Source organism: Bordetella sp. MIP270_01_BMS, assembly GCF_054958705.1.
The window spans coordinates 3,371,999-3,395,125 of the sequence record NZ_CM143297.1; the positions used below are offsets into that span (position 1 = coordinate 3,371,999).

A 23,127-nucleotide genomic window follows, 5' to 3' on the forward strand; every position below is an offset into this window, starting at 1 on the left:
TGCCGGCGGGTACTTTATGGTTGTTATCTGTCCATGAGGCCCGCGAGCGCCTCATGGGGTCCCCTCGGGTTCGGCGACGGCTCCGCTGGCCATTGCCGAGGCGATTTCTTCTTCTGAAAATCCCAGTTCCGACAGCACCACGCGGCTGTGCTCGCCCAGTCCGGGCGCTCCATAGGGCCGGGTGCCGTCCGGGTTCCCGCCGAACTTGATCAGGTTGGCCACGCTTTTGTACGGGCCCGCCTTGCAATGATGCATCGGTACGACGAACTCCTGTGCGTTCACTTGGGGATCATCGAACATGTCCTCGATACGCCGCACGGCGGCACAGGGCACCGATACGCCGAACAGCGTTTCCCATTCGAGCGCAGTCCGGGCCGCCAAGGCTTCGCGAATCATGGGCACCAGTTCGTCCGCATGGGCGGCGCGCTTTCTGACCGAGTCATAGCGTTCATTGTCCGCGAGCTCGGGCCGGCCGATCAGGTCGCACAGCGATCTCCAGAAATGAGCCGTGTTGGCCGATATGTACAAGTGGCCCGACTTGGTGGGATGGATGCCGGTGATGCCGCCCGAGCGCATGTCGCGATTGATGTCGCGAGGCTCGTCGGGCAGCATGACAAGGCGTGCTGCCTGCATCGCCAGAGCGCTGCCCAGCAACGATACCGAAACTTCCTGCCCCCGGCCCGTGCGTTCGCGCTGGTAGAGCGCGGCGGTGATCCCGTTGGCCACCATCGCGGCCGCGTAATAGTCCACCACCGAGCCATACACGATTTCGGGCCGCGCCTTGCCCATGCCCTGCGCGGCACAGATACCCGTGCGCGCCTGCAGCACCTGGTCGTAGCCCGCATGGTCGGCCATCGGGCCTGACTGACCGTAGCCCGTCATGGCGCAGTACACCAGCGCGGGGTTGATGGCGCTCAGCGTGGCATAGTCGATGCCGAGCCTGGATGGCACGGACGGCCGGAAGTTGTGCAGCAGTACATCGGCCTTCCGCGCCATGCGCTGCAATATTGCGCGTCCCTCGGGCAATTTCAGATTCAGGCAGATGCCGCGCTTTCCGCGATTCACCCCCAGGTAAGCGCGGCTTTCCGCCGCCATGGTCGACGGGTACTTTCGAAGGTTGTCGCCATCGGGCGGTTCGACCTTGATCACATCGGCGCCCAGATCGGCGAGCAGGGTGCCGCCATATGGGCCTGCAATGTAGGCGCTCAGGTCGATGACGCGCACGCCTGCCAGCGGGGCGGAGGCGCTGGCGCCCTTGCTTGGATTGCTCATATCAGCTCCCCGCCCGGGCGATGATCAGGCGCGCGCGCTGAACGAAGGGCGCATCTATCATTTTCCCCTCCAGCATATAGGCGCCGTTCTGCCCATTGCGCGCGTCGGCCTCCAGCACCTTGCGGGCCCAGGCCAGTTCTTCGGCCGTCGGGCTGAACGCCTCATTGGCCAGTGCCACCTGGCTGGGGTGTATGCAGGTCTTGCCCAGGAAGCCCACGCGACGCGCCAGCAGCGCCTCTTCGCGAAATCCCTCGGCATTGGCAACATCGGTGTAGGCGGAATCGAGCACCACGCGTCCCGAGGCGGCGGCAGCCATCCGCAGCATGAACATGGTCGCATGCACATTGGGCTGGTCGTACCGGGCGATATCCAGGGGCTCGAACAAGTCGCCGAGCCCCAGTTGCAAGCCCCACACGCGCTCGTGGGCGGCGGCGATCCGCGCGGCATTCAAGAGCGCGGTGGGAGTTTCAATATTGGCCAGTATCCGCACCGGAGGCTGTCCGGGCTGGCGTACCTGCTGCTCGGCTTTCGCCAGCGCGGCAACGCCGGCAAGTACGTCCTCGGGTGTGTCGATCTTGGGAATGTTGACCATATCGACCCCGGCGCGGCAGGCTACCTGGAGATCGTCCAGGAAATGCGGGGTGTCCATGCCATTGACGCGCACGATGATGGTCTTGCCGGCCTGGGCCAATGAAGGGTCGTCCAGCAGCAGCGCCAGCTGCTCGCGGGCGTAAGGCTTCCGTTCGGCCAGTACGGCGTCTTCCAGGTCGAAGCTGATCGCGTCGGCAGCGCTATTCAACGCTTTTGCAAAGAGTTCCGGGCGCGAAGCCGGAACAAACAATTTGCTTCTCATGATGTCTCCTCGGTCTGCCGATTATGGGCACGCGGAGGACGCGGCGGCTGCTTATAAACTAGCTTCAGAAGATATAAAATCTATGTTGTGAACACCCATTTCCTACAGACCCTGCTGGCCATTCACCGCTACGGTTCCATGGCCGAGGCCGCGCGCCGACTGCATCTTACGCACGGTGCCGTGGCGCAACAGATACGTGCGCTCGAAGCGCAAGTCCATGCACAGCTCGTGGCGCGATCCGGTAAAACGGTGCACTTGACGGCGGCGGCTCATCGCATCCTCGAGACTTCACAAAAAATATTGGACGATGTCAGCTCGCTGCCCGTCCTGGCGCATGCTGGCGAAATCCGTGGCGAACTCCGCCTGGGCACGGGCAACACCTCGCTCAACAGTACGGTGCCCGCAATTCTTGCGACGCTGGCTGGCCGTTACCCGGATCTGCACGTATCAATACGCACCGGCTTGTCCACCGAGTTCTATGCAGGTATCGAAAGTGGACAGCTCGATGTCGCCATCGCGCTGGAAGCACCCTTCGAGCCACCCAAAAAGCTGGTCTGGCGGCTGTTGCGCGAAGAACACTTCTCGCTGCTGGCCGCGCAGCGGCATCAGGGGCGCAGCGCGCACGACCTGCTCGCTGCAGAAAACTTCATACGCTACGAAGCCGGAAGCTGGATCTGCAACCAGATAGACCAATACCTCAAACAGGTCGGCATCGTTCCCAGGGGGCGTTATGAGCTGGCGTCCACTGAATCGATCGCTCTGATGGTCGACAAGGGTCTGGGCGTGGCCATCGTTCCCAATGCCTGGCATTTATGGAAGCAGGGGCTGAATGTCATCAGCCTGCCCTTGCCGGCGCCGTGCCCGCCCCGTCGCTTCGGGTTGATCTGGTCGCGCTCATGCCCGCGCATGCAGTTGGTCGAGGCCTTCGTTCAGGCGGCGGAGCAGGAATACCGGCACTGACTGCACGATGCTGCGCGACCGCCGGACCGGATAAGGATTTACCCTCATAAGCACCAAAACGGTGCATGAATTCCGTAGCGGCCTGGCGCTGACGGCAATGTGCATTGGCGCAGTAACGCCTTGAGACATATCGCTTTATCAGCCGGGCGCGTACCGTCTGGCCGCCGTTGATTCCTTTTAGGAATAGGAAATGTAGATTTTAATTCCCTTTTTGGCGTGTCGGGAATTTTGCATGATCGTGGCTTCAGGAGCCGAACCATGCAGAATCCCCCGTCATTCGATATCCATCCCGCCCCGCCGGTCTTGAACGCCGAACTGGCCGCAGCGTTGCAGCCCATTGTGACCCCGCACCTCAGCGACAACCTGCATCGGCAGAGCGGCGTAGTTGGGCTGTCGCGCTACAACCGGCGCGGCAAACTGGTGGGCACCGCCCTCACCGTGAAATCGCGCCCCGGCGACAATCTGTTCATCTACAAGGCCATGACCCTGATCCAGCCCGGTCACGTACTGGTCGTGGACGCAGGCGGCGAGCTGACAAATGCCTGTGTGGGCGAAATCATGAAGCGCTATCTGCAGCAGCGCGGCTGCGCCGGACTGATCGTGGACGGCGCCATTCGCGACGTTGCGGCGTTCGAGAACGATGATTTTCCCTGCTACGCCCGCGGGCACTCTCACCGTGGCCCGTACAAGGACGGCCCGGGCGCCGTGAACGTGCCGGTCTCGATCGGCGGGCAGGTCATCCAGCCCGGCGATGTCATCGTGGGCGACGAGGACGGCATCGTGTCGTTTCCTCTCAGCCAGGCCGACGTGCTGGTGCAGAAAGCGCGTGAACATGCGACCAAGGAAGAACGCATCATGGCCGAAATCGCGGCGGGCGCCGACCGCCAGAGCTGGCTGCACCCCGTCCTGGAAGCAAAGCATCTGCTGTAGAACCATCATGACCGCAACGCCCGAACAATCCGATTCCGCCAGGTTCCTGGCCCGGCGCATGAGCGCCATCAAGCCGTCGCCCAGCATGGCTGCCAAGCGCAAGGTCGATGCCTTGCGTGCCGAAGGCAAGACCATCATCGACTTCACTATCGGGGAGCCTGACCTGCGCACGCCTGCGCACATTGCCCAGGCCGGCATCGCTGCCATCGAGAGCGGCGCGGTGAAGTACACATCATCGTCCGGCATCCGCGAACTGCTGCTGGCGGTACAGCAGAAGTTCTGCCGCGAGAACGGCCTGTCATTCGCGCTGGACCAGCTGGTGGTGGGCACGGGCGCCAAGCAGCTGATCTTCTCGGCGCTGCAGGCCACGCTGGACGCAGGCGACGAAGTGATCATTCCCACTCCGTACTGGGTGTCGTACCCCGATATGGTGCTGCTCAATGACGGCATTCCCGTGGTCGTGCATACCACGGAAGCTCAGGCTTTTAAATTGACGCCCCAGGCCCTGGAAGCGGCCATCACGCCGCGCACCAAGTGGCTGCTGTTGAACGCACCCAACAACCCATCGGGCGCCACCTACACCGAAACTGAGCTCGCCGGTCTGCTGGCCGTTCTCGAACGGCATCCGCAGGTACTGCTGATGGTGGACGAGATCTACGAACACTTTTGCTACGATGACCGCTACGTGTCCCCGCTGGCGGTCAGGCCGCAGCTGGCGCCTCGCGTGCTGCTGGTCAACGGAGTCTCGAAGGCCTACGCCATGACCGGCTGGCGTGTCGGTTATGCCGCCGGCCCCGCATGGATGGCCAAGGCGATCTCCACCCTGATCTCGCAGTCGACTTCATGCGCCAGCCAGATTTGCCAGGTGGCCGCCGCCACAGCGCTGTCGTCCGACCAGCAGTGCGTGGCCGACACCATCGCCGTGTACAGAGAACGCCGCGATGTCATCGTGGACCTGCTCAACGGCATCGAGTCAATGTCGTGCGCCCGGCCGGCGGGCGCGTTCTATGTATTTCCAAACATCCAGGGCTTTTTGGGCAAGCGTGCGCCCGATGGCAAGGTCATCGCCAACGATCTGGATTTCGTGCACTACCTGCTTGATGCCGCGGGCGTCGCTGTACTGGACGGCACGGCTTATGGCAACCCCGGCTACATGCGCATGAGTTTCGCCACCGACCTCAACACCATACGGAACGGTTGCGAGAAGTTGTCCTGGGCATGCGGCCAACTTAAATAACATTTCACGGGAGAGAACCATGAACCTCAAGAAGATGCTGAAGGCCCTGCCTCTGTTGTCCTGCCTGGGCATGGCCGGCGTGGCCCACGCGGACGCCCTGTCCAACATCAAGTCCCGCGGGACGCTTGTGTGCGGTACTCTGGGTACGTCCGAGCCGTTCAGCTTCCAGGATCCGAGCACGCGTCAGGTCGTGGGCTACGAAGTCGACTTGTGCAAGGAAATCGCCGACCACCTTGGCGTCAAACTCGAGATCAAGATGATCGCCGTCGCCGCACGCATTCCGGAACTGGCCGGGGGGCGTGTCGATGTGGTGGCAGCCAATCTGGGCTGGAGCCCCGATCGCGCCAAGCAGATCGACTATAGCTACCAGCACTACGTCAGCCCGCAGAAGGTCCTGATTCGCCGCGACGACGCCGCCGCGTTGAAAACCAATGCCGACCTGGCCGGCAAGCGCGTCAGCGCCGTTTCGGGGTCGTCGTCGGAAGCCGGCGCCAAGCGCCTGATTCCTGACGTGACGACCGTCACCTTCAAGGATCCGCCAACGGCGTTCATGGCGCTGCAGCAGAAAAAGGTGTCGGGCTTCGTCGGTTCCGAACTGATGTTGCTGAAGTTCAAGCAGGACGCCGAAGCGTCGCCCGTCAAGCTCGAGATCATCGAAGACCCGCTGTTCGTCGAACCTTGGGGCATCGGCCTGGCCAAGGGCGAAGACGGCCTGCGTACTGAAGTGAACAAGGTGCTCGCCGAGCTCGAAGCATCCGGCAAGATGCAGGTGATCTTCGAACGCTGGTTCGGTCCGGACACCAAGTTCCCGACCAAGCGCGTCTTCAAGGTCGAAGAAATCAAGGGTTGAGCCCGGCGGGGCGGGTAGCTGCTTATGAACTACACATTGGACTTCGGTGCGTTACTCAGTAACGGCTACCCGACGCTGATTCTGGGAGGGCTGGTCACCACCCTCCAGATGACCTTGTTTGCCTGGCTGCTCGCCTTCGGGCTGGGCAGCGTGCTGGCAGTGCTGCGTATGCTGAACATACGTCCGCTCAACTACGTCATAGCGGTGTATGTAGCTTTCCACCGCAACGTGCCCATGTTGGTGCACATTCTGCTGTGGTACTTCGGCGTTGCGGCGCTGGTGCCGTCCGCCATCAACGATGTCATCAACCATATCGGTGGCGAGCTGTTCTATTCCACGATCGCAATCGGTTTGGTCACCGCCGCATACGTCAGCGAAGACCTGCGCAGCGCGATCCGGGCCATCCCGCGTGGCCAGATGGAGGCCGCTCGAAGCCTGGGCTTGAGCTACCTGCGGGCCATGCGCAAGGTCATCCTGCCGCAGGCATTCAAGATTTCCATTCCGCCGCTGACCAACCAGACACTGCTGCTGTTCAAGAACACCAGCCTGGCCATGGCCATCGGGCTGATCGAGCTTACCGGCGCGGGGCGCGAAATCGAATCGGCCACGTTCAAGACTTTCGAGATTTACTTCGTGGTTACCGTTCTGTACCTGGCAATCTCGCTGTTGCTGATGGCTGGCGGCGCCCAACTTTCCAAACGGGTCGCGTACGTGGCCAAGGCCCGGTAGATCGTATGCTGGAAATTCTTTCTGACAACTGGCTGTTGCTGCTGGTGGGCCAGTGGCCCCACGGACCCATGGGTGGCCTGGTTGCAACGGTCGGTCTGGCGCTGGTGAGCCTGGCGCTGGCCTTTCCCCTGGGTGTGCTGCTGGCGCTGGGCCGCATCAGTCCGTACAAGGTCTTTTATTGGCCCGCCACGGCCGTCGTGTACCTGGTGCGCGGGCTGCCGCTCATAATGTTCATCTTCTGGGCGTATTTCTTCCTGCCGCTGCTGATCGGAAATTCGGTCAGCGGCGTGGTCACCATGGCCGCCGCGCTCATCATCTACGAAGGCGCCTACCTGTCGGAAATCATACGCAGCGGCATCCAGGCCCTACCGGGCGGCCAGATGGAGGCGGGGCGCTCGCTGGGTTTGTCCTACATGCAGACCATGCGAAAAATCGTGTTGCCTCAGGCTCTGTACAACACGATACCCAGCATGCTCAGCCAGTTCATCTCGACGGTGAAGGAAACCTCGCTCGGTTTCGTCATCAGCGTGCACGAACTGACTTTCGCGGCGGCACAAGTGAACAACATGCTGCTTACCAAGCCATTTGAAGTATTCGCGCTGCTGGCGCTGACCTACTTCGCGCTGAATCTGATTCTTACCGGCATCGTCAAGCTCGTTGAGGCCCGCATGGGCGGCACGCGCACTGTGGCGGCCTAGGCCCTGTCAATATCATGATCGAATTCAAGAACGTCAGTAAATGGTATGGCGACTACCTCGCCCTCGACGACATCAACGCAACGGTGCGGCAGGGTGAAGTCCTGGTGGTGTGCGGCCCCTCGGGCTCGGGCAAGTCGACCCTCATCCGTACCATCAACCGCCTAGAACCCATCCAGAAAGGCAACATCCTGGTCGACGGCGTCGACGTCTACCGCTGCGGTTCCATCGACGACCTGCGCAGCCACATAGGTTTCGTCTTCCAGTCGTTCAATCTCTTTCCGCACATGAATGTGCGCGAGAACCTCATGATGGCTCCCGTGCTGCTCAAGCGCCTGGGCAAGAGCCAGGCCCGCGAGCACGCGCAGGCTCTGCTCGAACGCGTGGGCCTGGCGCACAAGGCCGACGCCTATCCCGGCGAGTTGTCGGGCGGCCAGCAACAGCGCGTCGCCATTGCCCGGGCGCTGGCCATGAAGCCGCGCATCATGCTGTTCGACGAGCCCACCAGCGCCCTGGATCCGGAAATGGTCAACGAAGTGCTGCTGGTGATGAAATCACTGGCCGCCGAAGGAATGACCATGGTCTGCGTCACGCACGAGATGAACTTCGCGCGCGACGTGGCCGACACCGTGTGGTTCATGGACGCCGGCCGCATCGTGGAACAGGCGCCGCCGGCAGAGTTTTTCGCGCAGGCGCAGACCGACCGGGCCCGCAAGTTCCTCGCCGACATCAGGCATTGAGCCCGCCCCTGCCTGTTGCCGCATTATTGGATTGCCCTGGCGTGCATTTCGACGCATTGGTAGAGCGTTTTTACTGATTCGAGCTCCAATGCGTCGTTGCGAGCGAAGAACATGAGTGGCGGCAGGCTGGCTGGCCACTGTATCGGGACTTCGTCGACGATTCCGTATCGACAGTATGTTTCGACGGCCGTAGCAGTTGATATGGTCAGCAACTGCGTGGTTGCGGCGATATGGAAGTTCGAAGCAAAGGATAGAGATTCGACCACGGGATAAGGTGGAATCAAACCCTTTTGGGAGAATGCCTGCTCGAAAGCGCCACGAGAACCCGTGCCTTTGGGCAGCAGGATCCATCCTTCGGCCTGCAACGCTTCGAGCGTGACCTTCTTTCGTTTCATAATGGGATGATTTCTCGCGCATGCGATCTTCATCGGCACGTTGAAGATAGGCTTGAACGCAACTTCGCTCGCCTGCAACGCATGGATCTCCGGACCAAGCCGTCCCAACGCGCAGTCAAAATCGCCGGTGGCAACGCCAGCTACCATTTCTTCGACTGTGCCCTCCACGAATTCGAACGTTATGTCGGGGCGCATTTTTCGTAACGTTGCCATGGCTTTAGGGACGAGCCCAAGCATGGCGAACGAAAGAGCTCCCACCCTCAAATGAGGGCGAGGGGGCATCGCCAGCAGCGTCGCTTCCACGCCGCGCAGGGCATTCAGTACAAGCCGTAACCTCTCACGGACGGCGCTACCCGCCGGCGTCAACCTGGCGCCTTGCTGGTCACGGTCTACCAACTTTGCGCCCAGCAGCGATTCCAGTTCTTGAAGCATTGCGGTGACGGCAGGTTGCGTAACCGACAATGTATTTGCCGCCTGCCGCAGCGATCCGGTGCTTGCGACTATTTCCAATAGAGTCAGATGGCGGACACGCAATTTGGAAAGGCGCGGGAGGGATGTGCGCTGCATTATCAGAAAAGCTGATCACGGATTAACAAGTTCTGAATTTACCGTTATAGGGGCCGTCCGTAAACTAATTGTGCTTGAGCATGAATATCTTTAGCGATAAAAGGATGAGCGCGATGAGCCTTGAACTGAAACCTCTATCTTCGTCAATCGGAGCCGAGGTCCTGAATCTCGATTTATCCCGGCCGATTAGCGCAGAAACGGCCGCCGACATTGAGAATGCATTCAATCGTCATAGCGTACTGCTATTCCGCGATCAGGACTTGACGGAGCGCCAACATATCGACTTCAGCCGCCATTTCGGCGGCCTGGAGATTCATGTGCTTCGCCAGTATCTCCTAGAGAGCCATCCAGAGATTCTCGTGATATCGAATATTGAAGAGAATGGCAGAGGTATAGGCATCAGCGACGCCGGCCAGTATTGGCATACGGATTTGTCGTACAAGGAGTGTCCTAGTCGCTGTTCGGTTCTCTATGCCCTGGAGATTCCCGCTCCGAAGGACGGTAGAACCTACGGAGACACTTGCTTTGTCAGCACGGTGGCGGCATTCGATGCACTGGACCAACCGATGCAGAAATATCTGAGCGATCTCAGGGCGCGGCACCATTATCAGGCGCGCTATCACAAGATGAAGGCAAATAATCAGGAGCGCCAGGAATTGACCGAGGCGCAGAAAAATGAAGTGCCGCCAGTGGTGCACCCAGTGGTGCGTACCCATCCCTACACGGGTCGCAAATCGATATATGTCAATGAAGGGTTTACCACCGAGATCGTTGGTCTTGCGCCAGAGGAGAGCGACAAGCTTTTGAGCCAGCTGTATGCACATTGCACCCAAGAGAGGTTCATGTATAGACATCAGTGGCGCGTAGGGGATGTCCTCATGTGGGACAACAGCGCGACGCAGCATTTGGCAATCGCAGATTACGCTTTGCCGCAGCGCAGGCGTATGCATCGCACAACGGTGGCAGGCACAGCAGTTTTTTGACGTACTTCTTGTGGGCCCGTGAGGCCCAGGACAATAAAGCGTGCCCCCGTCCCTGCGGGGCGGCGCTACCCGATTGCTTGACCAACCCAGGGGGAGAGAGACATGAAGATGGGCATGCTTCGGTCGCTGTGCGCGGCCGCCACTGTATTTTGCGCCGGTACGGCCAACGCGGCTTATCCCAACAAGCCGATCAGTCTAGTCGTGCCGTTCGCTGCAGGTAGTGCGACCGACAGTGTCGGACGCATCGTAGCCGACGGGCTGGCCAAGCGTTTGGGGCAAGCTGTCATCGTAGAGTCCAAGCCGGGCGCTACCGGACGCATAGGTACGGATTACGCCGCGAGGGCGACGCCCGACGGCTATACGCTACTGATGGCCACCAGCGGAATTCTGGCAGTCAACCCGGCGCTTCACAAGGACGTTTCGTACAACGCTTCTAGAGATTTCGCGCCGATCCTGTTAGTGGGGGAGGTGCCATTTGCGCTGGTGGTTAATAACGAACTGCCCGTGATGTCGGCGCAGCAGTTGATTGATCACGCGAAATCGGCGAAGAAAGAGCTGTTCTTCGCTTATGCGTCACCGACCGCCCAGGTGGCAAGCGAGATCTTTATCAGAGACGCAAACTTCGGCGCCATCGGTGTCTCCTATAAATCCAGTCCGAACGCCGCGCTCGGACTCATCTCGAATGAAACCCAGTTCTACTTCATCGATTTTGGAACCGGCCTCGGGCATATCAGAAATAACAAGGTTCGCGCCATAGCTGTCGCTGGAGAACCGTCGCGTCTGCTGCCTGACGTGCCGCCGCTTAGTCAATCCGTTCCCGGATTTTCCATCACCTCGTGGAATGGAATACTGGCGCCTGTCGGGACTCCGCCGGCCATTGTGATGAAACTCAACGAAGCGCTGCGTTCAGTATTGAATGAGCCCGCTGTTCGAGAGAAGCTGGGCGCCATCGGTTTTGAAGTCGCTGGCGATGGCAGCCCAGAAGATTTCGCCGAGTTGATCAAAAGCGATGGTCAGCGATGGCGTGAATGGATCGCTGCGCTCAACCTTACGGCCCCCTGATCTCGGTAGTTTGTCTGCGTTAATTGTCGATTGGGAGTCAATTGTGAGAATACTGACATGCTTGCTTGCCGCTGCAGTCGGCTATGCTGGTTCGGCCGTGGCGCAGGGCGGGGTCACGTATCCCACTCAGCCCATACGGCTGGTGGTGGGCTATTCCGCCGGGGGCACTGCCGATGTGGTTGCGCGAGCGCTCGCTGTGGAAATGGGCAACTCTTTAGGGCAACCCGTCGTGGTAGAGAACAAGGCAGGGGCAAATGCGCTGATTGCCACTAACGAACTCATGCGAGCCACGCCGAACGGGTACACGCTGCTGATGGCATCCTTATCGCACGTCGTGAATCCGATTCTGAACGCGGATCGGGCCGCTTATGATCCTGTGAACGATTTTGCGCCGGTGACGCGAGTCGGCGTGCTGCCATTAGTATTGGCTACTAGCTATACCTCACCCTACGGCACCGTCGCCGAGCTGGTCGAAGCAGCGCGCGCGAGTCCTGGAGCAGTCAGCTATGGTTCGGCTGGCGTAGGCGGTTCGGGGCACCTGGCCGGCGCTATGCTGGAGCAGGACTCCGGAGCGAGCATGCTGCATGCACCCTTCAAAGGGAACGCCCCAGCCTTGCTCGAGGTTATGGCGGGCAGGATCTCTTTTATGTTTTACCCAACGATAGGCATTTCCCAGCAGATCGAGGACAGGAAAATCCGTGTGCTGGGCGCTGCAAGCGCAGAGAGATTAACGCAGTTCCCGGATGTGCCGACCCTGCAAGAGGCAGGCTATCCCGGGTTCGACAATACTGCGATATGGCTGGGCATTCTCGCGCCGAAAGACACGCCGAGTCCGGTTGTCACCCGCCTGGCCCGAGCGGTGTCGCAGGCCCTTGCCAACCCCGGTCTGAGAGCCAGGATCGAAGGCATGGGCCTACAGCCCATCGACGATACGTCGGAGGCTTTCGCGCAGTTTCTGCACGACGATCATGACCGGTGGACGCGCGTCATCCGCAAGGCTGGGTTGCTGCCGCAGTAAGCCACTGCTCTCCCGCAAGTTCCTCGCCGACATCAGGCATTGAGCCCGCCGCCGTACGGGCGCGTGAAATCGCATACGTCGCGCGCGATGCGTGCGATTTCCTGGTAGAACATCGAGTTGGTCTGCTTCGCGTACATGGCGCAATACATCGATGTCGGCAGTGGCTTGGTGGTTCGGGCCTGTACCAGCTTGCGCGCCTTGAACAGGTCTGAAAAATATCCCACGGGTATGCACGCCACGCCAAAGCCGGCCACGGTCAGGCCAACCATCGCCTGCAGGCTGTTGATCGTGAACAGGTTCGACTGGGCGGTATAGGGCGCGAGCCATTCGTCGTAGATCGCGTTGAGCGCCGAATCGGGATCCTGGCGGATGATGTTCATGCGCGAAATATCTTGCGGCGTATAGACCTTCGCCGGCGAAATCACGGACGGGCTGCCTGCCCAACCGAAATCCACCTGCGCGATCGGCTCGGCCTCCAGGTGCGGATTGCGAATCTCCCAATGCAGGATCGCCATATCCAATTGGCCGTTCAGCAGGCTTTGCTGCAGCTGCCACGCCATTCCGATCTTCAGCTGCACCACCAGTTCGGGAAACGAGGCACGCAGCGCCTGCATCAACTGCGGCAGCCAGGTCATGGCGGTGATTTCGGTAATGCCCAGCCGCAGTGAACCCGTGAAAGGCTTGAATCCCTTCATCTTCAGCAGCATCTGGTCCCGGCGGCCCAGCAGGTCGGCGGCCATTTCGAGCAGGTCTTCGCCGGTGCGCGTCAAGGTGGCCTTCTGGCCGCTGCGGTCGAAGATCTGGATGTTGAAACTGGTCTCGAGTTCCTGGATGCGCTTGGTAATGGCCGACTGGGTGGTGTTCAGGCGTTCGGCTGCATTGGCGAAACCGCCGAGTTGCACCACCCAGTAAAGGGCCTCGATCTGCTTGAAGGTCAGCATGGCAAACCACGGGTGCGTTATCAGGGCGGAATTGTAGCCTTGGTGAAAAAAACAGCGGCCCTGGGGCCGCTGCTCATCGCCGCTGGCAGGGTGCGCCAATCAGGCGTCCTGCAGTTAACGCGTCAATCGACCGACGCGCCCGACCGCTTCACGGCCTTGCCCCATTTGTCGATTTCCGCCTCGACAAATCGCTTGCCTTCTTCAGGCTGGTAAACCAGCGGCTGGCCGCCTCGTTCGGCCAATGCGCGAGCCATGTCGGGCGATTGCAGAATGGCGTTGATCTTTCCGTTCAGGTAGGTCACCACCTCGCCGGGAGTCTTGGCGGGCGCGTAGACCATGGCCCAGCCGACTGCTTCGAATCCCGGCAGGTCCGACTCGGCCACCGTGGGCACGTCGGGCAGCTGGGGCACGCGTTCGCGCGTGGTCACGGCCAGCGGCACGGCGGCCTTCGACTTCACGTGAGGAAGCGCGGCCGTCACCGAGTCCACCATCAGTGGCACGTGGTTGCCCAGGAAATCCGCCTGCGCGGGGCCGCTGCCCTTATAAGGGATGTGGCGCAGCTCGACGCCGGCGTCCGCCTTGAACATTTCCGCCGACAGGTGCTGCGTGCCGCCTATGCCCGCGCTGGCGTAGGCCAGTTCGTTGGGCTTGGCGCGCGCCTGCTCGACCAGCTGGGCCAGGGAGCTGATGCCGCTGGCGGGTGTGGCCAGGAACACCAGCGGCACGGTGAAGATGCCCCCCACGGGTACGAAGTCGCTGCTCAGCGAGTAGCCGGGGTTGGCATATAGGGTCTGGTTCACGGCGGCGGCGCTGCCGCCCACCACCAGCGTATAGCCGTCGGGGTTCGCGCGCGCGACCTGCTGCATGCCGATGTTGCTGCCTGCGCCGGCCTTGTTCTCGACGACCACGGGCTGCCCAACTTCTTTGGCCAGGCGCTCGGCCAGCATGCGCGCAAAGATATCGGTCGCCTGTCCCGGCGGGAAAGGCACGATCAGGTTGATCGGGCGCTGGGGGTAAGCGGCTTGGGCCGAGGCCGCGGCGGTGATGAAAAACCCGGCCGCAATGGCGGCCAGGCCCTTGAGTCGTTGCGACATAAAGCACCTGTGGTTGAAGTAACAGGGCGGATTGTAGCCATGCGCACGCGCCGCCCTGCCTTCCCTACGGGATTTACACCATGGATTCGCCGGTGCGCCTGGCGTGCCGCATATCGCGCCACAGCGCGACGACCAGAATGGCGAGGATAACGGCCGAGATCACCGGCCAGACGAGTATGTAGAAAGTAAGCATTTCAATCTCCTGGGTCAGGCGCGCGCAGGTTGCGTGGTGGGGCGCGACGATACACGTGGCGATGCCGCCTTCTGTTCATCCTGGAACGACGTGACTCGCTCGGCCAGGACGCTGAAGTCAAATCGCTCGCGGCTGCGCAGGCTGAGCACAGTGCACACAACGGCGCTGACGCCGTAGGCGGTCAGCGATGCGGTCAGCACGATGTAATCGCGCAGCGCGCCAATGAAGTACGGAAGCATCACGGCTGCCGCGACGGTGCCCACAACCAGGGCTACACGGCGGCCGAAGAACCCGAATGCCATCAGCCCCAGTACGACGCCTCCGCCCACGCCGGCGCAGATTTCATAGAACACGGCGATCGCGCCCTCGATGGGCACCAGCTCGAAGCGCACGATGGTGAACAGCACGACGGCCCAAAGCACCGACCAGACAAAAGCGCGGTTATCGACGCGATCCCAGTAGAAGCTCGTGATCACTGGAAACACGATGGCTCCCCACAGCGCCCCCACGAATACCAGCATCACCAGGATGTCCAAACGCAAGCTGGCGAAGATCACGCCTGTCATGGTCGCGATCACCATGGTGGCGCGGCCCCACCACAGCATGCGGCGGGGGTCCGGGCGGTTGCGTGCCAGGTTCTTGGCGTAGATGTCGGTCATGACTATCGAAGACAGTGCGGCCAGGTCGGAGTCCGCCGTCGAAGACAGCGAGCCCACCACCAGGATGAAAAACAGCGCAATGCCCACCGGCGGCAGATAGGCCGAGGCCATCTGCGGAATGATGTTGTTCATGTTGCCGTCGGCGGGTTGCAGACCCACAAACAAGGCCAGCAGACCCAGCATGCCCAGGCCGATCACCACTGCGCCGTAGCCGATCGTGGCTGTCAGGAACGTGGGCTTGATCAGGTCTTCGCGTACCGCGAACAGGCGCTGAGCGATGGTCTGGTTGCCGATGGCATAGGCCAGCACGGCGACAAAGTACGGAGCGCCTTGCTCAAGAATGGCTGTCGTCGAATAGAAGTTGGCCTGTTCAGGGGAAAGCCGCCACATATTGTCGGCGATCACGTCGGGGCCCCCGGCGTTGAAGAAGATCATCGGGATGATCACCACCGCAGACACGATCATCGCCACCAGCTGCGCGAAGTCAGTCATCACCGACGCCCTGAAGCCTGACCAGAACGAGTAAGACAGCACGCCCAGGCCCGCGATCAGCACGCCCTGGATGAAGGTAAGCGGGCTGAGCACGGACACCAGGGCGCCCGCCGCAGTGAAGTTCACCATCAGGCTGATACAGCTTCCGACAATGTTCGAGATGGCCATGATCATCTGGCTGGATGAACCGTGGCGGGCATGAATGATCTCGGCCAGCGTGTGCGCTTTCGGGGCCAGCGCGCGGAAGCGCTTGCCGAAGGGGTAGATGAACAGAATCATCAGCGCACCCCAGAAGCCGTAGTGGATGGGCCCGGAAAGTCCGTACTTGAAGCCGGAGGTGGCGCTCGCGTAAAACGATGCGGCCCAGATCCAGGTGGCGATCATGCTGGCGGCCGCCAAGCCGAAACCGACGGCGCTGTTCGAGGTCATGTAGCCGTCAACGCTTTCCTGGCGCTTGCCTATCATCAGCGACATCAGGAACGTCAGGGCATAAAAGCCCACCAGTAACAAGATGGCCGTCGAGGCCGATAACTGAAAGAACTCCGTATCCTGCATTGGGTCGTCCTTGCTCCTTTGTAGCGACTCGCCGTCAGGCGGGTACTGCACGCCCTTGCCATTCCGCCCCATGCGATGGGTGGCAAGATCCCACTGGCGTGCTGAAACACGGCGCGTGCGAAATGGACGCGCAAACGCTACGCCGCGCGCAGCCGGGGTTGCCGGTTGAGCGTGCAGCAAGAATGTGCACACGAAGGTGCTTCGCTACCCCGCGGGTGGAGTCCTGAGTAGGTGCCCCGATGTCGGTAAGCGATGAGCCAGCCTGGTGGGCCGACTATGTTGTCGCGCGGCCAAAGGTGGCCGGTTTATTGTGTTTCAGCAAAGTGCCGGGCCGCTGTACGCAGCCTTGTGAAAGGTGGCCCGAGTGGCTTTTGCAAGCCTGGGCACACCCGTAAAGTGCCTGAAGTATAAAGGGCTCTCGCCGCCCTGTCCACCTGCGTACAGATCCGCACACAGCGCGTCACGTCGAAAAACCCCTATTTTTAAGGGCTCCCAGCGATTTTCTAGTCGGCCGTGATGCCGGCCGACTTAATCACGCGAGACCAATATTCAGTGTCGGCTTGTACGGTGCGGCCCAGTTTTTCGGGCACCAAGCTAGCGAACGCGCAGGGCTGCAGGCTCTGCCGGCGCGAACTCATTCGCCTGCGGCACGGCCGAATCGTTCGGTGTAGAGTTCGCACAGCCAGTCGATAAAGACCCTGACCCGGGGCGACAGTTGTCGATGCGAAGGGTAGAGCGCGCTGACTGGCATGTCGGGGCAGCGCCACTCTTGCAACACCTGCACCAGACGCCCTGCCTTCAGGTGCGGTTCCAGTCGGAAGCGCGGCACCTGGATGAGTCCGCAGCCTGCCAGCGCCGCGCTCGTGTAGCACTCGGCGTCGCTGACGGTGATCCACCCGCGGGCCTCGAATTCTGTCAACTTACCGTCGATCATCAGCGTGAAAGGATAGCGGCTGTCATTGCCTCTTGCGTAGAACCCGATGCCGTTATGCAACTCCAGTTCGCTAGGATGCTGCGGAGTTCCATAACGGGCCAGGTATTCAGGGCTGGCGCAGATGATCTCGGGCATATCGGCAAGCTTGCGCACGACCAGCGATGAATCACGTGGGCGGCCGGCCCGCACCACGCAGTCCACCCCTTCCTTCACCAGGTCCACCAGCCGGTCGCCGCTGCTGAGCAAGATATCGATATTGGGATAGCGTTCGCGAAACTCGGTCATGCGCGGCAAGATGATCGCCGTGGCATGCGCGCCGTGCACGTCGAGCCGCAAGGTGCCATGGGGATTGGACACATGGGTGCTGAGCGAGGTCTCGGCGTCTTCAAGCTCGGCCAGCACGCGCTTGCTGCGTTCGTAGAACGCCTGGCCATCCAGCGTGGGTTTCACCTGGCGCGTCGTGCGGTCGAGCAGGCGCGCGCCCAGCCGGCTTTCAAGCTGCTTGATGGTGTGCGTGGCCGTGGCGCGAGGAATGTTCAGCACCTCGGCTGCTTCGGTAAAGCTGCCCAGTTCAACAATCCGGTTGAACAGCAGTAACGCTGCGAAGCGATCCATAAGCGTCCGGTGGCGAGTAAGTCGGGGTAGGGCGATTGCAACTCATGACGGTGGGAACGGTCAACAATTCAAGCTGCGGCGCAGGCAGCCGGCCAGCCGTTCAGTTTCAGGCGAACCCGCCGTTGGCGCGCACGACCTGGGCGTTGATCCATGCCCCGTCGGGCCCCACCAGGAACGACACGGCGCGCGCGATGTCTTGCGGCTGCCCTAGACGTTCCAACGGAACCATGCTCGCCAGCTGGGCCATCTGCGCGTCGGTCTTGCCCTCGATGAACAGCTCGGTGGCAACCGGCCCCGGCGCCACGGCATTCACGGTAATGCCCCGCCCGCGCAGTTCGTTGGCCAGTACCCGCACCAGGCCCTCGACGCCAGCCTTCGACGCAATATACGGGCCGTATTGCGCAAACGACTTGGCGATCACGCTCGAAGACAGGGCGACGATACGGCCGCCGGCTTTCAGCTGTTGGGCGGCCTGGCCAAGTACCAGGAATGCACCCCGCAGGTTCGTCTGGATCATGCGGTCGAATACGTCAATATGGTCGGGCGAGACCGTGGCCATCGCCATGACGCCGGCGCAGTGCACCACCGCGTCGATATTTCCGTAAGCCTCACGCGCCTCGGAAAATAGCCGTTGCACATCGTCCGGCTCGGACACGTCGGCCTGAACCGCCATGGCTTGGCCCCCAACGGCCTGGATCTCGCGCACGACTTCCATTGCCTTGCCCTGGTTCCCCGCATAATTGACGACGACGCGCAGGCCGTCCTCGGCCAGTCTCAGGGCGACGGCCCGCCCTATCCCACGGGATGCGCCTGTCACAATTACGGCGCCCGCCGAACGGCCGCTGGTTCTGATGTCCATGTTGCACTCCTTGTAGATTCCCAGGGCGTAGCGCCCCGGGTACGCGGGTGAGCGGCTGGCGTTGAGTCGCCCTTCGCCTTGTCACGCGCCATGGCAGCATGGTGACAGTTCGTTCGTTTGGAATAAATATGTATAAATTGGCCGGTAAATTCAAAATCAGCCAACAATGCGGGCCGATTGTCCGGCCTTTGCGGTCATGCCAGCGTCCAGGGCCAGCGCGGTGACCAGCATGACGACTGCGGTGCAGAACAGGGCACGATAGTTTCCGGCGGTCAGGTCAACCAGGGCCGAGAACGCATAGGCGCAAAGCGCCAGTCCGCCCGCCGAAACCACGCTCGCTCGCGTCCAGGCCACGTTCTGCCGGGTGGTGTTGTGCGGTACCGCTTCGTGTACTCGCGCCAGCACCAAAGGCACCATTCCCGGAGCAAAGGTGCCGATGGCCAAGGTAAGCGCGGCCAGCACAATCAAGTGGTCCACGATGGCAAAGGCTGCCAGGAACAGCGCCATCAGCACCACCGTCAGGCGTATGGCGCGCCGAGGGCCGAGGCGATCGCCCAGGTAGCCATACAGCGGTGGGCCGGCAATCGCGCCCAGCCCATAAATGGCCCAGTAGATCGACCCCAGGTGGGTGCCCTGGCCCAGCCCGCGCGCCAGGAAGTCGACCAGGAAAACCATGGTCGGCACGGCCGGACCCGCCATCAGTGCGTATTGCACATAAAGCAGGCGGACCTCGCGATTGAAGCGCACGGCGCGCGTCGGACCGTTGCTGGCCCGGGCAGCGGCGGGTGCCAGGCTGCTTGCGGGCCAGGCGAACCAGCTGGCCGCCGTGAGCAGCAGCGCCACCATGCTCAGTCCTATCCATGTCTGTGCCAGTCCCAGCTGGAGCAACAGCGGAATGATGGTGCCCGATCCCGCGATGCCCAGCCCCAGGCCCAGAAATATCGCGCCGCCCGCAGCGCCCTTCTTGGCCGCGGGCACATGCGGAAGAATGGTGGCGGCGACCAGCACCATTACCGCGCCTCCGGCGACGCCGGACACGAACCGCCAGCTGAAATACCAGCCGAACGAAAGCGGAAACGCACAGGCAAAGAACGACGCGCAAATCAGCACCATCATCAGGCGCAGCACATGTTCATTGGCGAGGCGAGTGGCCAGGGGCCTGCCGAGAAGCGCCCCGCCGACATAGCCCGCCAGATTGGCCGCACCCAGGTACACGACGGCGGACGGCGTGAACCAATGCGCCTGGATCAGCTCGGGAATCAATGGCGTGAAAGCAAAGCGCGCCAGTCCGATACTTTCCAGGCTGGCGCATAGCCCGGCAAAGATGTATCGCCACAACAATAGCCGATCGATTTTCGCTACTGGCAGGGCGGATGAGGATGGGGGGGTCACGATTCTGCTCCGGGAGACTGGGGCTGCAGGGTTGAGGGTGTGGCGGCGTGCAAGCATTCGATGGCCACGGCGCAATGTTTGACATGAGTGTCAAACACGCACATTACGCAAGTTTGACATTGGTGTCAACGACGTGTTTCAATCGCCCCACGTCACGCCCGCGGCTCAGTACGAACGAGCCGCGCCACGAAACAGGAGGGTCCAGCATGGCTGGCGTACGCCAATTCGACGAAACCGATGCGCTTGAAAAGGCGCTGGCGCTTTTCTGGCAGCAGGGATATGCCAGCACCACCATGCAGGAGCTGGCGGCGGCAACCGGCGTGCAGCGCGGGTCGCTCTACCACGCGTATCGCGACAAAGAAACGGTCTTTCTCCGAGCGTTCGATGTCTATCGGGAAAGGTATGTCGAGCAGATGCGCCTGGCTCTGGACAAACCGGATATCAAAGCCGGTCTGCGGGCCTTTGCCGAATTTGCCATTACGTCGATGACCACCGGCATGCCTACGCGAGGCTGCCTCAGTACCAAGACAGCGGTGGGCACCGAGCAGCTCGACGACGCCATGCGTGCGGCCCTGCGTGGTTTGCTCGACGACATAGAAGCTGCCCTGTACGAACGCTGCAATCGTCCGGATGCGCGCGTACGTCTGGCCGTCGAACCCAGGCAGGCTGCCCGCATGATGCTCACGCTCACGCGCGGCCTGGTCGTGATCGAACGCGTCTACCAGGACGAGCGCCGCATGCGCAGCACTGCGACGCAATTGATCGACCTGCTATTGGGCGCCAGACCCTGAACCGCGCGCGCCGCGGCTCAGGCCGGGGTGTCTGGTGAAGGGCCCAGCCGGGCCCTTACTCGGCCGGCGCGACCGCGGTCATGACCGGTGGCGTATCCTGCGCGGCGAGGGGCGGGCTTGCGGCGGGCAGGACCATGGCCATCACAAGAGGGGCGCACCCCCGCTGCATTGCGCGCGGCTAGCGGCCTTGCTGGAACTGCCGGATCGACTCACGGGTTTCTTCCACCAGCAACAGAGCCAGCCGCGAGGGCGTACGGTTCTTCGCGGACACTGCAAATGCGTCGACTTCAATCGTGGGCCGGAAGGGCACCAGGACCAGGTTGTCGCTACGACGTATCTGCGCCGTTGCAGAGAACCAGTCCACAATGGCGACGCCGGCGCCGGCCTGGACCAGCAGGCCGGCAGTCTCCGAATACCGCACTTCGATTGCTGTGCGATAGGGCGCACCCGCCTGCTTGAACGCGTTCAGCACCAGCGGGCTCAGTCGCGAACCCATTTCCAGACCGATCAGAGGATAGGGCGCAAGGTCGGCGGGCGACACCACCTTATACCCGGCCAACGGGTGCTGCGCGGGCATCAGGCACATCATCTCGACGCGCGCCACGGGCAGCAGGTACAGGCTCTGAGTCAGCTCGGGCTCCAGCGCGATGGCGAAGCCGATGTCCGCCGCGCCCGACTCGATGATCTCGATCACGTTGTACGAGCGCCGTACATCGAAGAACACCTTCACCTTAGGGCGCTGCCCGAGCAGCGCATGGATGGCTGCGGGCAGTACGGAGTGCCCCAGTTGCGGCGTGGCCACGATGCGCAATTGTCCGAGGCGCTGGTCTTTCAGTTCCTCGACGGTCTGGTTCAGCGCCTTGGACAACAGGAAGATCGACTCGGATTCCCGAAACAGGATCCTGGCTTCTTCGGTTGCGGTAAGGCGGTTGCCCACCCGGTCGAACAATTTGAAGCCCAGTTGGGTTTCCAGTTGACGAATGGCGCTGCTGACCGCGGGCTGAGAAATCTGCAGCGATCGGGCCGCTCCCACCGTGGTATGACTTTGCATCAGGGCGCGGAATATCTCGAGCAGACGCAGGTTCACTATAAGTACTACCTATAGTAGGTGGTGAAAAATTAATAATTGATTATTTTATCGGAGTATTCATAATCCACGAAAAGCCGGGATGGCGTCGCGAAGCACGCCGCTCGCACGGTTTCATTACCAAGGGGATGTTGATCATGATCGCAGCAGCACTGAAAAGAACGGCCGCCACACTTGCCCTGGCTGTGGCCGTGCCGTCACTGGCGGGGGCCGAAGAAGTAAAAATGCGCGTGTTGGGCTGGTATGGCAACCAACCGCAATCCCAGCAGGTGGAGCGTCCGTTCTGGAACGACCTGTCCAAGCGGACGGACGGCGCGTTTTCCACGAACTTCCGTACCATCGACGAACTGGGGCTGAAGGGTTTCGAATCGCTGCGTACTCTGCAAAGCGGCGCGTTCGACGTAGTTTCGTTCCAGATCAGTTTTGTAGGCGGCGACGCGCCCATCCTGATGGGCGCCGACTTGCCGGGCGCGGCGTTCGATTTCGACCAGTTGCAGAAGAACCTGGCGGCCTATCGCCCAATCCTGGAAAAAGAACTGAACGATCGATTCAAGGCCAAGTTGCTGACGGCGTGGTCGTTCCCGTTCCAGATTCTGTACTGCAAAGGCGATATCAAAAGCCTGGAAGACCTGAAGGGCAAGAAAGTGCGCGTCAGCGGCACCTACACCGCCAAGCTGGTCGAAGAGCTGGGCGCGGCGGGCGTCACACTGGCCGGACCCGAGGTCTACCAAGGGCTGATGCAGGGGGTGGTGGATTGCGCCATCACGGGCAGCCAGTACGGAAACAGCAACGATTGGTTCGAAGTGGCCCAGACACTCAGCCCGATTCCTCTGGGCGGGGCGGGGGTCGTGCTGCACGTCGCGCGTAACGCCTTCTGGGACAAACTGTCTGCCGACCAGCAGGCCACGCTTGCCAAAGAGATGCAGCAGCTCGAAACGGCGCTGTGGGAAATCAGCCGCAAAGGCCACCAGGACGGCATGAACTGCAACACGGGCAAGGAGCCTTGCGCGGGCAAACCGGGCAAGATGACGTTGCTGGAACCATCCGACGCTGATACGCAGAAGGTGAAGACGACTCTGGGCAAGTCCATCGTACCCATGTGGATCGAAGACTGCTCGAAGTTCGACAAGGCCTGCGGCGACAACTGGTACAAGACCATCGGCGCTGCCATCGGCGTCACTCAATAAGCCCGGTACGCCGGCGTCTCCTTTGCCAGGCCCTGGG

At 61.5% G+C, this 23,127-nt stretch carries 23 protein-coding genes; 12 read left to right on the forward strand and 11 right to left on the reverse strand.

All coding sequences use genetic code 11. From position 1 onward, the window contains the following. Positions 1-51: 51 nt before the first annotated feature. Together ACV17W_RS15815 and ACV17W_RS15820 are read right to left on the reverse strand one after the other, a co-directional pair. Positions 52-1,272 carry a CaiB/BaiF CoA transferase family protein gene (locus tag ACV17W_RS15815; RefSeq protein ID WP_462593281.1) on the reverse strand — a complete coding sequence of 407 codons (1,221 nt, stop codon included), beginning with the start codon at positions 1,270-1,272 and terminating at the stop codon, positions 52-54. 1 nt (position 1,273) lies between these two features. Further along, positions 1,274-2,125 (reverse strand): HpcH/HpaI aldolase/citrate lyase family protein, encoded by an 852-nt coding sequence (locus ACV17W_RS15820; RefSeq protein WP_462593282.1) that lies wholly within the window; start codon positions 2,123-2,125, stop codon positions 1,274-1,276. An 87-nt stretch (positions 2,126-2,212) separates the two neighbouring features. On the opposite strand from ACV17W_RS15820, the gene ACV17W_RS15825 reads away from it, so the two are divergent. From ACV17W_RS15825 to ACV17W_RS15855, 7 genes are all read left to right on the forward strand, one after another. Further along, positions 2,213-3,085, forward strand: a complete 873-nt coding sequence (locus ACV17W_RS15825) for a LysR substrate-binding domain-containing protein (protein ID WP_462593283.1) — start codon at positions 2,213-2,215, stop codon at positions 3,083-3,085. A 258-nt stretch (positions 3,086-3,343) separates the two neighbouring features. After that, complete coding sequence (locus ACV17W_RS15830) at positions 3,344-4,015, forward strand: RraA family protein (RefSeq protein ID WP_462593284.1); 672 nt, start codon at positions 3,344-3,346, stop codon at positions 4,013-4,015. Positions 4,016-4,022: 7 nt separating this feature from the next. Then, positions 4,023-5,252 carry an aminotransferase class I/II-fold pyridoxal phosphate-dependent enzyme gene (locus tag ACV17W_RS15835; RefSeq protein WP_462593285.1) on the forward strand — a complete coding sequence of 410 codons (1,230 nt, stop codon included), beginning with the start codon at positions 4,023-4,025 and terminating at the stop codon, positions 5,250-5,252. Positions 5,253-5,271: 19 nt separating this feature from the next. Next, positions 5,272-6,102, forward strand: coding sequence for an ABC transporter substrate-binding protein (locus ACV17W_RS15840; protein WP_462593286.1), 831 nt, complete (start codon positions 5,272-5,274; stop codon positions 6,100-6,102). 24 nt (positions 6,103-6,126) lie between these two features. Further along, complete coding sequence (locus ACV17W_RS15845) at positions 6,127-6,831, forward strand: amino acid ABC transporter permease (RefSeq protein ID WP_462593287.1); 705 nt, start codon at positions 6,127-6,129, stop codon at positions 6,829-6,831. 5 nt (positions 6,832-6,836) lie between these two features. Further along, positions 6,837-7,529 (forward strand): amino acid ABC transporter permease, encoded by a 693-nt coding sequence (locus tag ACV17W_RS15850; protein WP_462593288.1) that lies wholly within the window; start codon positions 6,837-6,839, stop codon positions 7,527-7,529. Between the two features lie 14 nt (positions 7,530-7,543). Then, on the forward strand, positions 7,544-8,266 hold the full coding sequence (locus ACV17W_RS15855) for an amino acid ABC transporter ATP-binding protein (protein ID WP_462593289.1): 723 nt from the start codon (positions 7,544-7,546) through the stop codon (positions 8,264-8,266). 23 nt (positions 8,267-8,289) lie between these two features. Here ACV17W_RS15855 and ACV17W_RS15860 read toward each other — a convergent pair whose 3' ends face one another. Continuing rightward, positions 8,290-9,228 carry a LysR family transcriptional regulator gene (locus ACV17W_RS15860; RefSeq protein WP_462593290.1) on the reverse strand — a complete coding sequence of 313 codons (939 nt, stop codon included), beginning with the start codon at positions 9,226-9,228 and terminating at the stop codon, positions 8,290-8,292. Between the two features lie 113 nt (positions 9,229-9,341). Between ACV17W_RS15860 and ACV17W_RS15865 the strand changes: the two genes are divergently transcribed. From ACV17W_RS15865 to ACV17W_RS15875, 3 genes are all read left to right on the forward strand, one after another. Further along, positions 9,342-10,211, forward strand: a complete 870-nt coding sequence (locus tag ACV17W_RS15865; protein ID WP_462593291.1) for a TauD/TfdA dioxygenase family protein — start codon at positions 9,342-9,344, stop codon at positions 10,209-10,211. Positions 10,212-10,313: 102 nt separating this feature from the next. After that, positions 10,314-11,273 carry a Bug family tripartite tricarboxylate transporter substrate binding protein gene (locus tag ACV17W_RS15870; RefSeq protein ID WP_462593292.1) on the forward strand — a complete coding sequence of 320 codons (960 nt, stop codon included), beginning with the start codon at positions 10,314-10,316 and terminating at the stop codon, positions 11,271-11,273. 61 nt (positions 11,274-11,334) lie between these two features. Next, complete coding sequence (locus ACV17W_RS15875; protein ID WP_462593293.1) at positions 11,335-12,291, forward strand: Bug family tripartite tricarboxylate transporter substrate binding protein; 957 nt, start codon at positions 11,335-11,337, stop codon at positions 12,289-12,291. A gap of 32 nt (positions 12,292-12,323) precedes the next feature. On the opposite strand, the gene ACV17W_RS15880 is transcribed toward ACV17W_RS15875, so the two are convergent. The 7 genes from ACV17W_RS15880 to ACV17W_RS15910 all read right to left on the reverse strand — a co-directional run bounded on the left by ACV17W_RS15880 (position 12,324) and on the right by ACV17W_RS15910 (position 20,028). Then, positions 12,324-13,232 (reverse strand): LysR family transcriptional regulator, encoded by a 909-nt coding sequence (locus tag ACV17W_RS15880; RefSeq protein ID WP_462593294.1) that lies wholly within the window; start codon positions 13,230-13,232, stop codon positions 12,324-12,326. Positions 13,233-13,354: 122 nt separating this feature from the next. Further along, a complete protein-coding gene (locus tag ACV17W_RS15885) occupies positions 13,355-14,326 on the reverse strand; it encodes a Bug family tripartite tricarboxylate transporter substrate binding protein (RefSeq protein ID WP_462593295.1) in 972 nt (323 codons plus the stop codon). Between the two features lie 73 nt (positions 14,327-14,399). Further along, a complete protein-coding gene (locus tag ACV17W_RS15890) occupies positions 14,400-14,519 on the reverse strand; it encodes a putative transporter small subunit (protein WP_462593296.1) in 120 nt (39 codons plus the stop codon). A 14-nt stretch (positions 14,520-14,533) separates the two neighbouring features. After that, complete coding sequence (locus ACV17W_RS15895; RefSeq protein ID WP_462593297.1) at positions 14,534-16,225, reverse strand: sodium:solute symporter family protein; 1,692 nt, start codon at positions 16,223-16,225, stop codon at positions 14,534-14,536. 634 nt (positions 16,226-16,859) lie between these two features. Next, positions 16,860-17,774 (reverse strand): LysR family transcriptional regulator, encoded by a 915-nt coding sequence (locus ACV17W_RS15900; RefSeq protein WP_462593298.1) that lies wholly within the window; start codon positions 17,772-17,774, stop codon positions 16,860-16,862. A gap of 106 nt (positions 17,775-17,880) precedes the next feature. Continuing rightward, on the reverse strand, positions 17,881-18,633 hold the full coding sequence (locus ACV17W_RS15905) for an SDR family oxidoreductase (RefSeq protein ID WP_462593299.1): 753 nt from the start codon (positions 18,631-18,633) through the stop codon (positions 17,881-17,883). Positions 18,634-18,789: 156 nt separating this feature from the next. Beyond that, positions 18,790-20,028: a YbfB/YjiJ family MFS transporter gene (locus ACV17W_RS15910; RefSeq protein WP_462596571.1), complete on the reverse strand. Its 1,239-nt coding sequence runs from the start codon at positions 20,026-20,028 to the stop codon at positions 18,790-18,792. 203 nt (positions 20,029-20,231) lie between these two features. Here ACV17W_RS15910 and ACV17W_RS15915 point away from each other — a divergent pair, with 203 nt between their 5' ends. Beyond that, positions 20,232-20,816, forward strand: coding sequence for a TetR/AcrR family transcriptional regulator (locus ACV17W_RS15915; RefSeq protein WP_462593300.1), 585 nt, complete (start codon positions 20,232-20,234; stop codon positions 20,814-20,816). A gap of 178 nt (positions 20,817-20,994) precedes the next feature. Here ACV17W_RS15915 and ACV17W_RS15920 read toward each other — a convergent pair whose 3' ends face one another. Then, positions 20,995-21,903, reverse strand: a complete 909-nt coding sequence (locus ACV17W_RS15920) for a LysR family transcriptional regulator (protein ID WP_462593301.1) — start codon at positions 21,901-21,903, stop codon at positions 20,995-20,997. A 137-nt stretch (positions 21,904-22,040) separates the two neighbouring features. Here ACV17W_RS15920 and ACV17W_RS15925 point away from each other — a divergent pair, with 137 nt between their 5' ends. Further along, positions 22,041-23,090 carry a TRAP transporter substrate-binding protein gene (locus ACV17W_RS15925; RefSeq protein WP_462593302.1) on the forward strand — a complete coding sequence of 350 codons (1,050 nt, stop codon included), beginning with the start codon at positions 22,041-22,043 and terminating at the stop codon, positions 23,088-23,090. The last annotated feature ends 37 nt before the right edge of the window (positions 23,091-23,127 follow it).

Bases quoted from the DNA above. Each gene is read 5' to 3' on its own strand.
- ACV17W_RS15815 (WP_462593281.1), bottom strand. From the start codon at position 1,272: ATGAGCAATCCAAGCAAGGGCGCCAGCGCCTCCGCCCCGCTGGCAGGC.
- ACV17W_RS15820 (WP_462593282.1), bottom strand. From the start codon at position 2,125: ATGAGAAGCAAATTGTTTGTTCCGGCTTCGCGCCCGGAACTCTTTGCA.
- ACV17W_RS15830 (WP_462593284.1), top strand. From the start codon at position 3,344: ATGCAGAATCCCCCGTCATTCGATATCCATCCCGCCCCGCCGGTCTTG.
- ACV17W_RS15835 (WP_462593285.1), top strand. From the start codon at position 4,023: ATGACCGCAACGCCCGAACAATCCGATTCCGCCAGGTTCCTGGCCCGG.
- ACV17W_RS15840 (WP_462593286.1), top strand. From the start codon at position 5,272: ATGAACCTCAAGAAGATGCTGAAGGCCCTGCCTCTGTTGTCCTGCCTG.
- ACV17W_RS15845 (WP_462593287.1), top strand. From the start codon at position 6,127: ATGAACTACACATTGGACTTCGGTGCGTTACTCAGTAACGGCTACCCG.
- ACV17W_RS15850 (WP_462593288.1), top strand. From the start codon at position 6,837: ATGCTGGAAATTCTTTCTGACAACTGGCTGTTGCTGCTGGTGGGCCAG.
- ACV17W_RS15855 (WP_462593289.1), top strand. From the start codon at position 7,544: ATGATCGAATTCAAGAACGTCAGTAAATGGTATGGCGACTACCTCGCC.
- ACV17W_RS15860 (WP_462593290.1), bottom strand. From the start codon at position 9,228: ATGCAGCGCACATCCCTCCCGCGCCTTTCCAAATTGCGTGTCCGCCAT.
- ACV17W_RS15865 (WP_462593291.1), top strand. From the start codon at position 9,342: ATGAGCCTTGAACTGAAACCTCTATCTTCGTCAATCGGAGCCGAGGTC.
- ACV17W_RS15870 (WP_462593292.1), top strand. From the start codon at position 10,314: ATGAAGATGGGCATGCTTCGGTCGCTGTGCGCGGCCGCCACTGTATTT.
- ACV17W_RS15880 (WP_462593294.1), bottom strand. From the start codon at position 13,232: ATGCTGACCTTCAAGCAGATCGAGGCCCTTTACTGGGTGGTGCAACTC.
- ACV17W_RS15885 (WP_462593295.1), bottom strand. From the start codon at position 14,326: ATGTCGCAACGACTCAAGGGCCTGGCCGCCATTGCGGCCGGGTTTTTC.
- ACV17W_RS15890 (WP_462593296.1), bottom strand. From the start codon at position 14,519: ATGCTTACTTTCTACATACTCGTCTGGCCGGTGATCTCGGCCGTTATC.
- ACV17W_RS15895 (WP_462593297.1), bottom strand. From the start codon at position 16,225: ATGCAGGATACGGAGTTCTTTCAGTTATCGGCCTCGACGGCCATCTTG.
- ACV17W_RS15900 (WP_462593298.1), bottom strand. From the start codon at position 17,774: ATGGATCGCTTCGCAGCGTTACTGCTGTTCAACCGGATTGTTGAACTG.
- ACV17W_RS15905 (WP_462593299.1), bottom strand. From the start codon at position 18,633: ATGGACATCAGAACCAGCGGCCGTTCGGCGGGCGCCGTAATTGTGACA.
- ACV17W_RS15915 (WP_462593300.1), top strand. From the start codon at position 20,232: ATGGCTGGCGTACGCCAATTCGACGAAACCGATGCGCTTGAAAAGGCG.
- ACV17W_RS15925 (WP_462593302.1), top strand. From the start codon at position 22,041: ATGATCGCAGCAGCACTGAAAAGAACGGCCGCCACACTTGCCCTGGCT.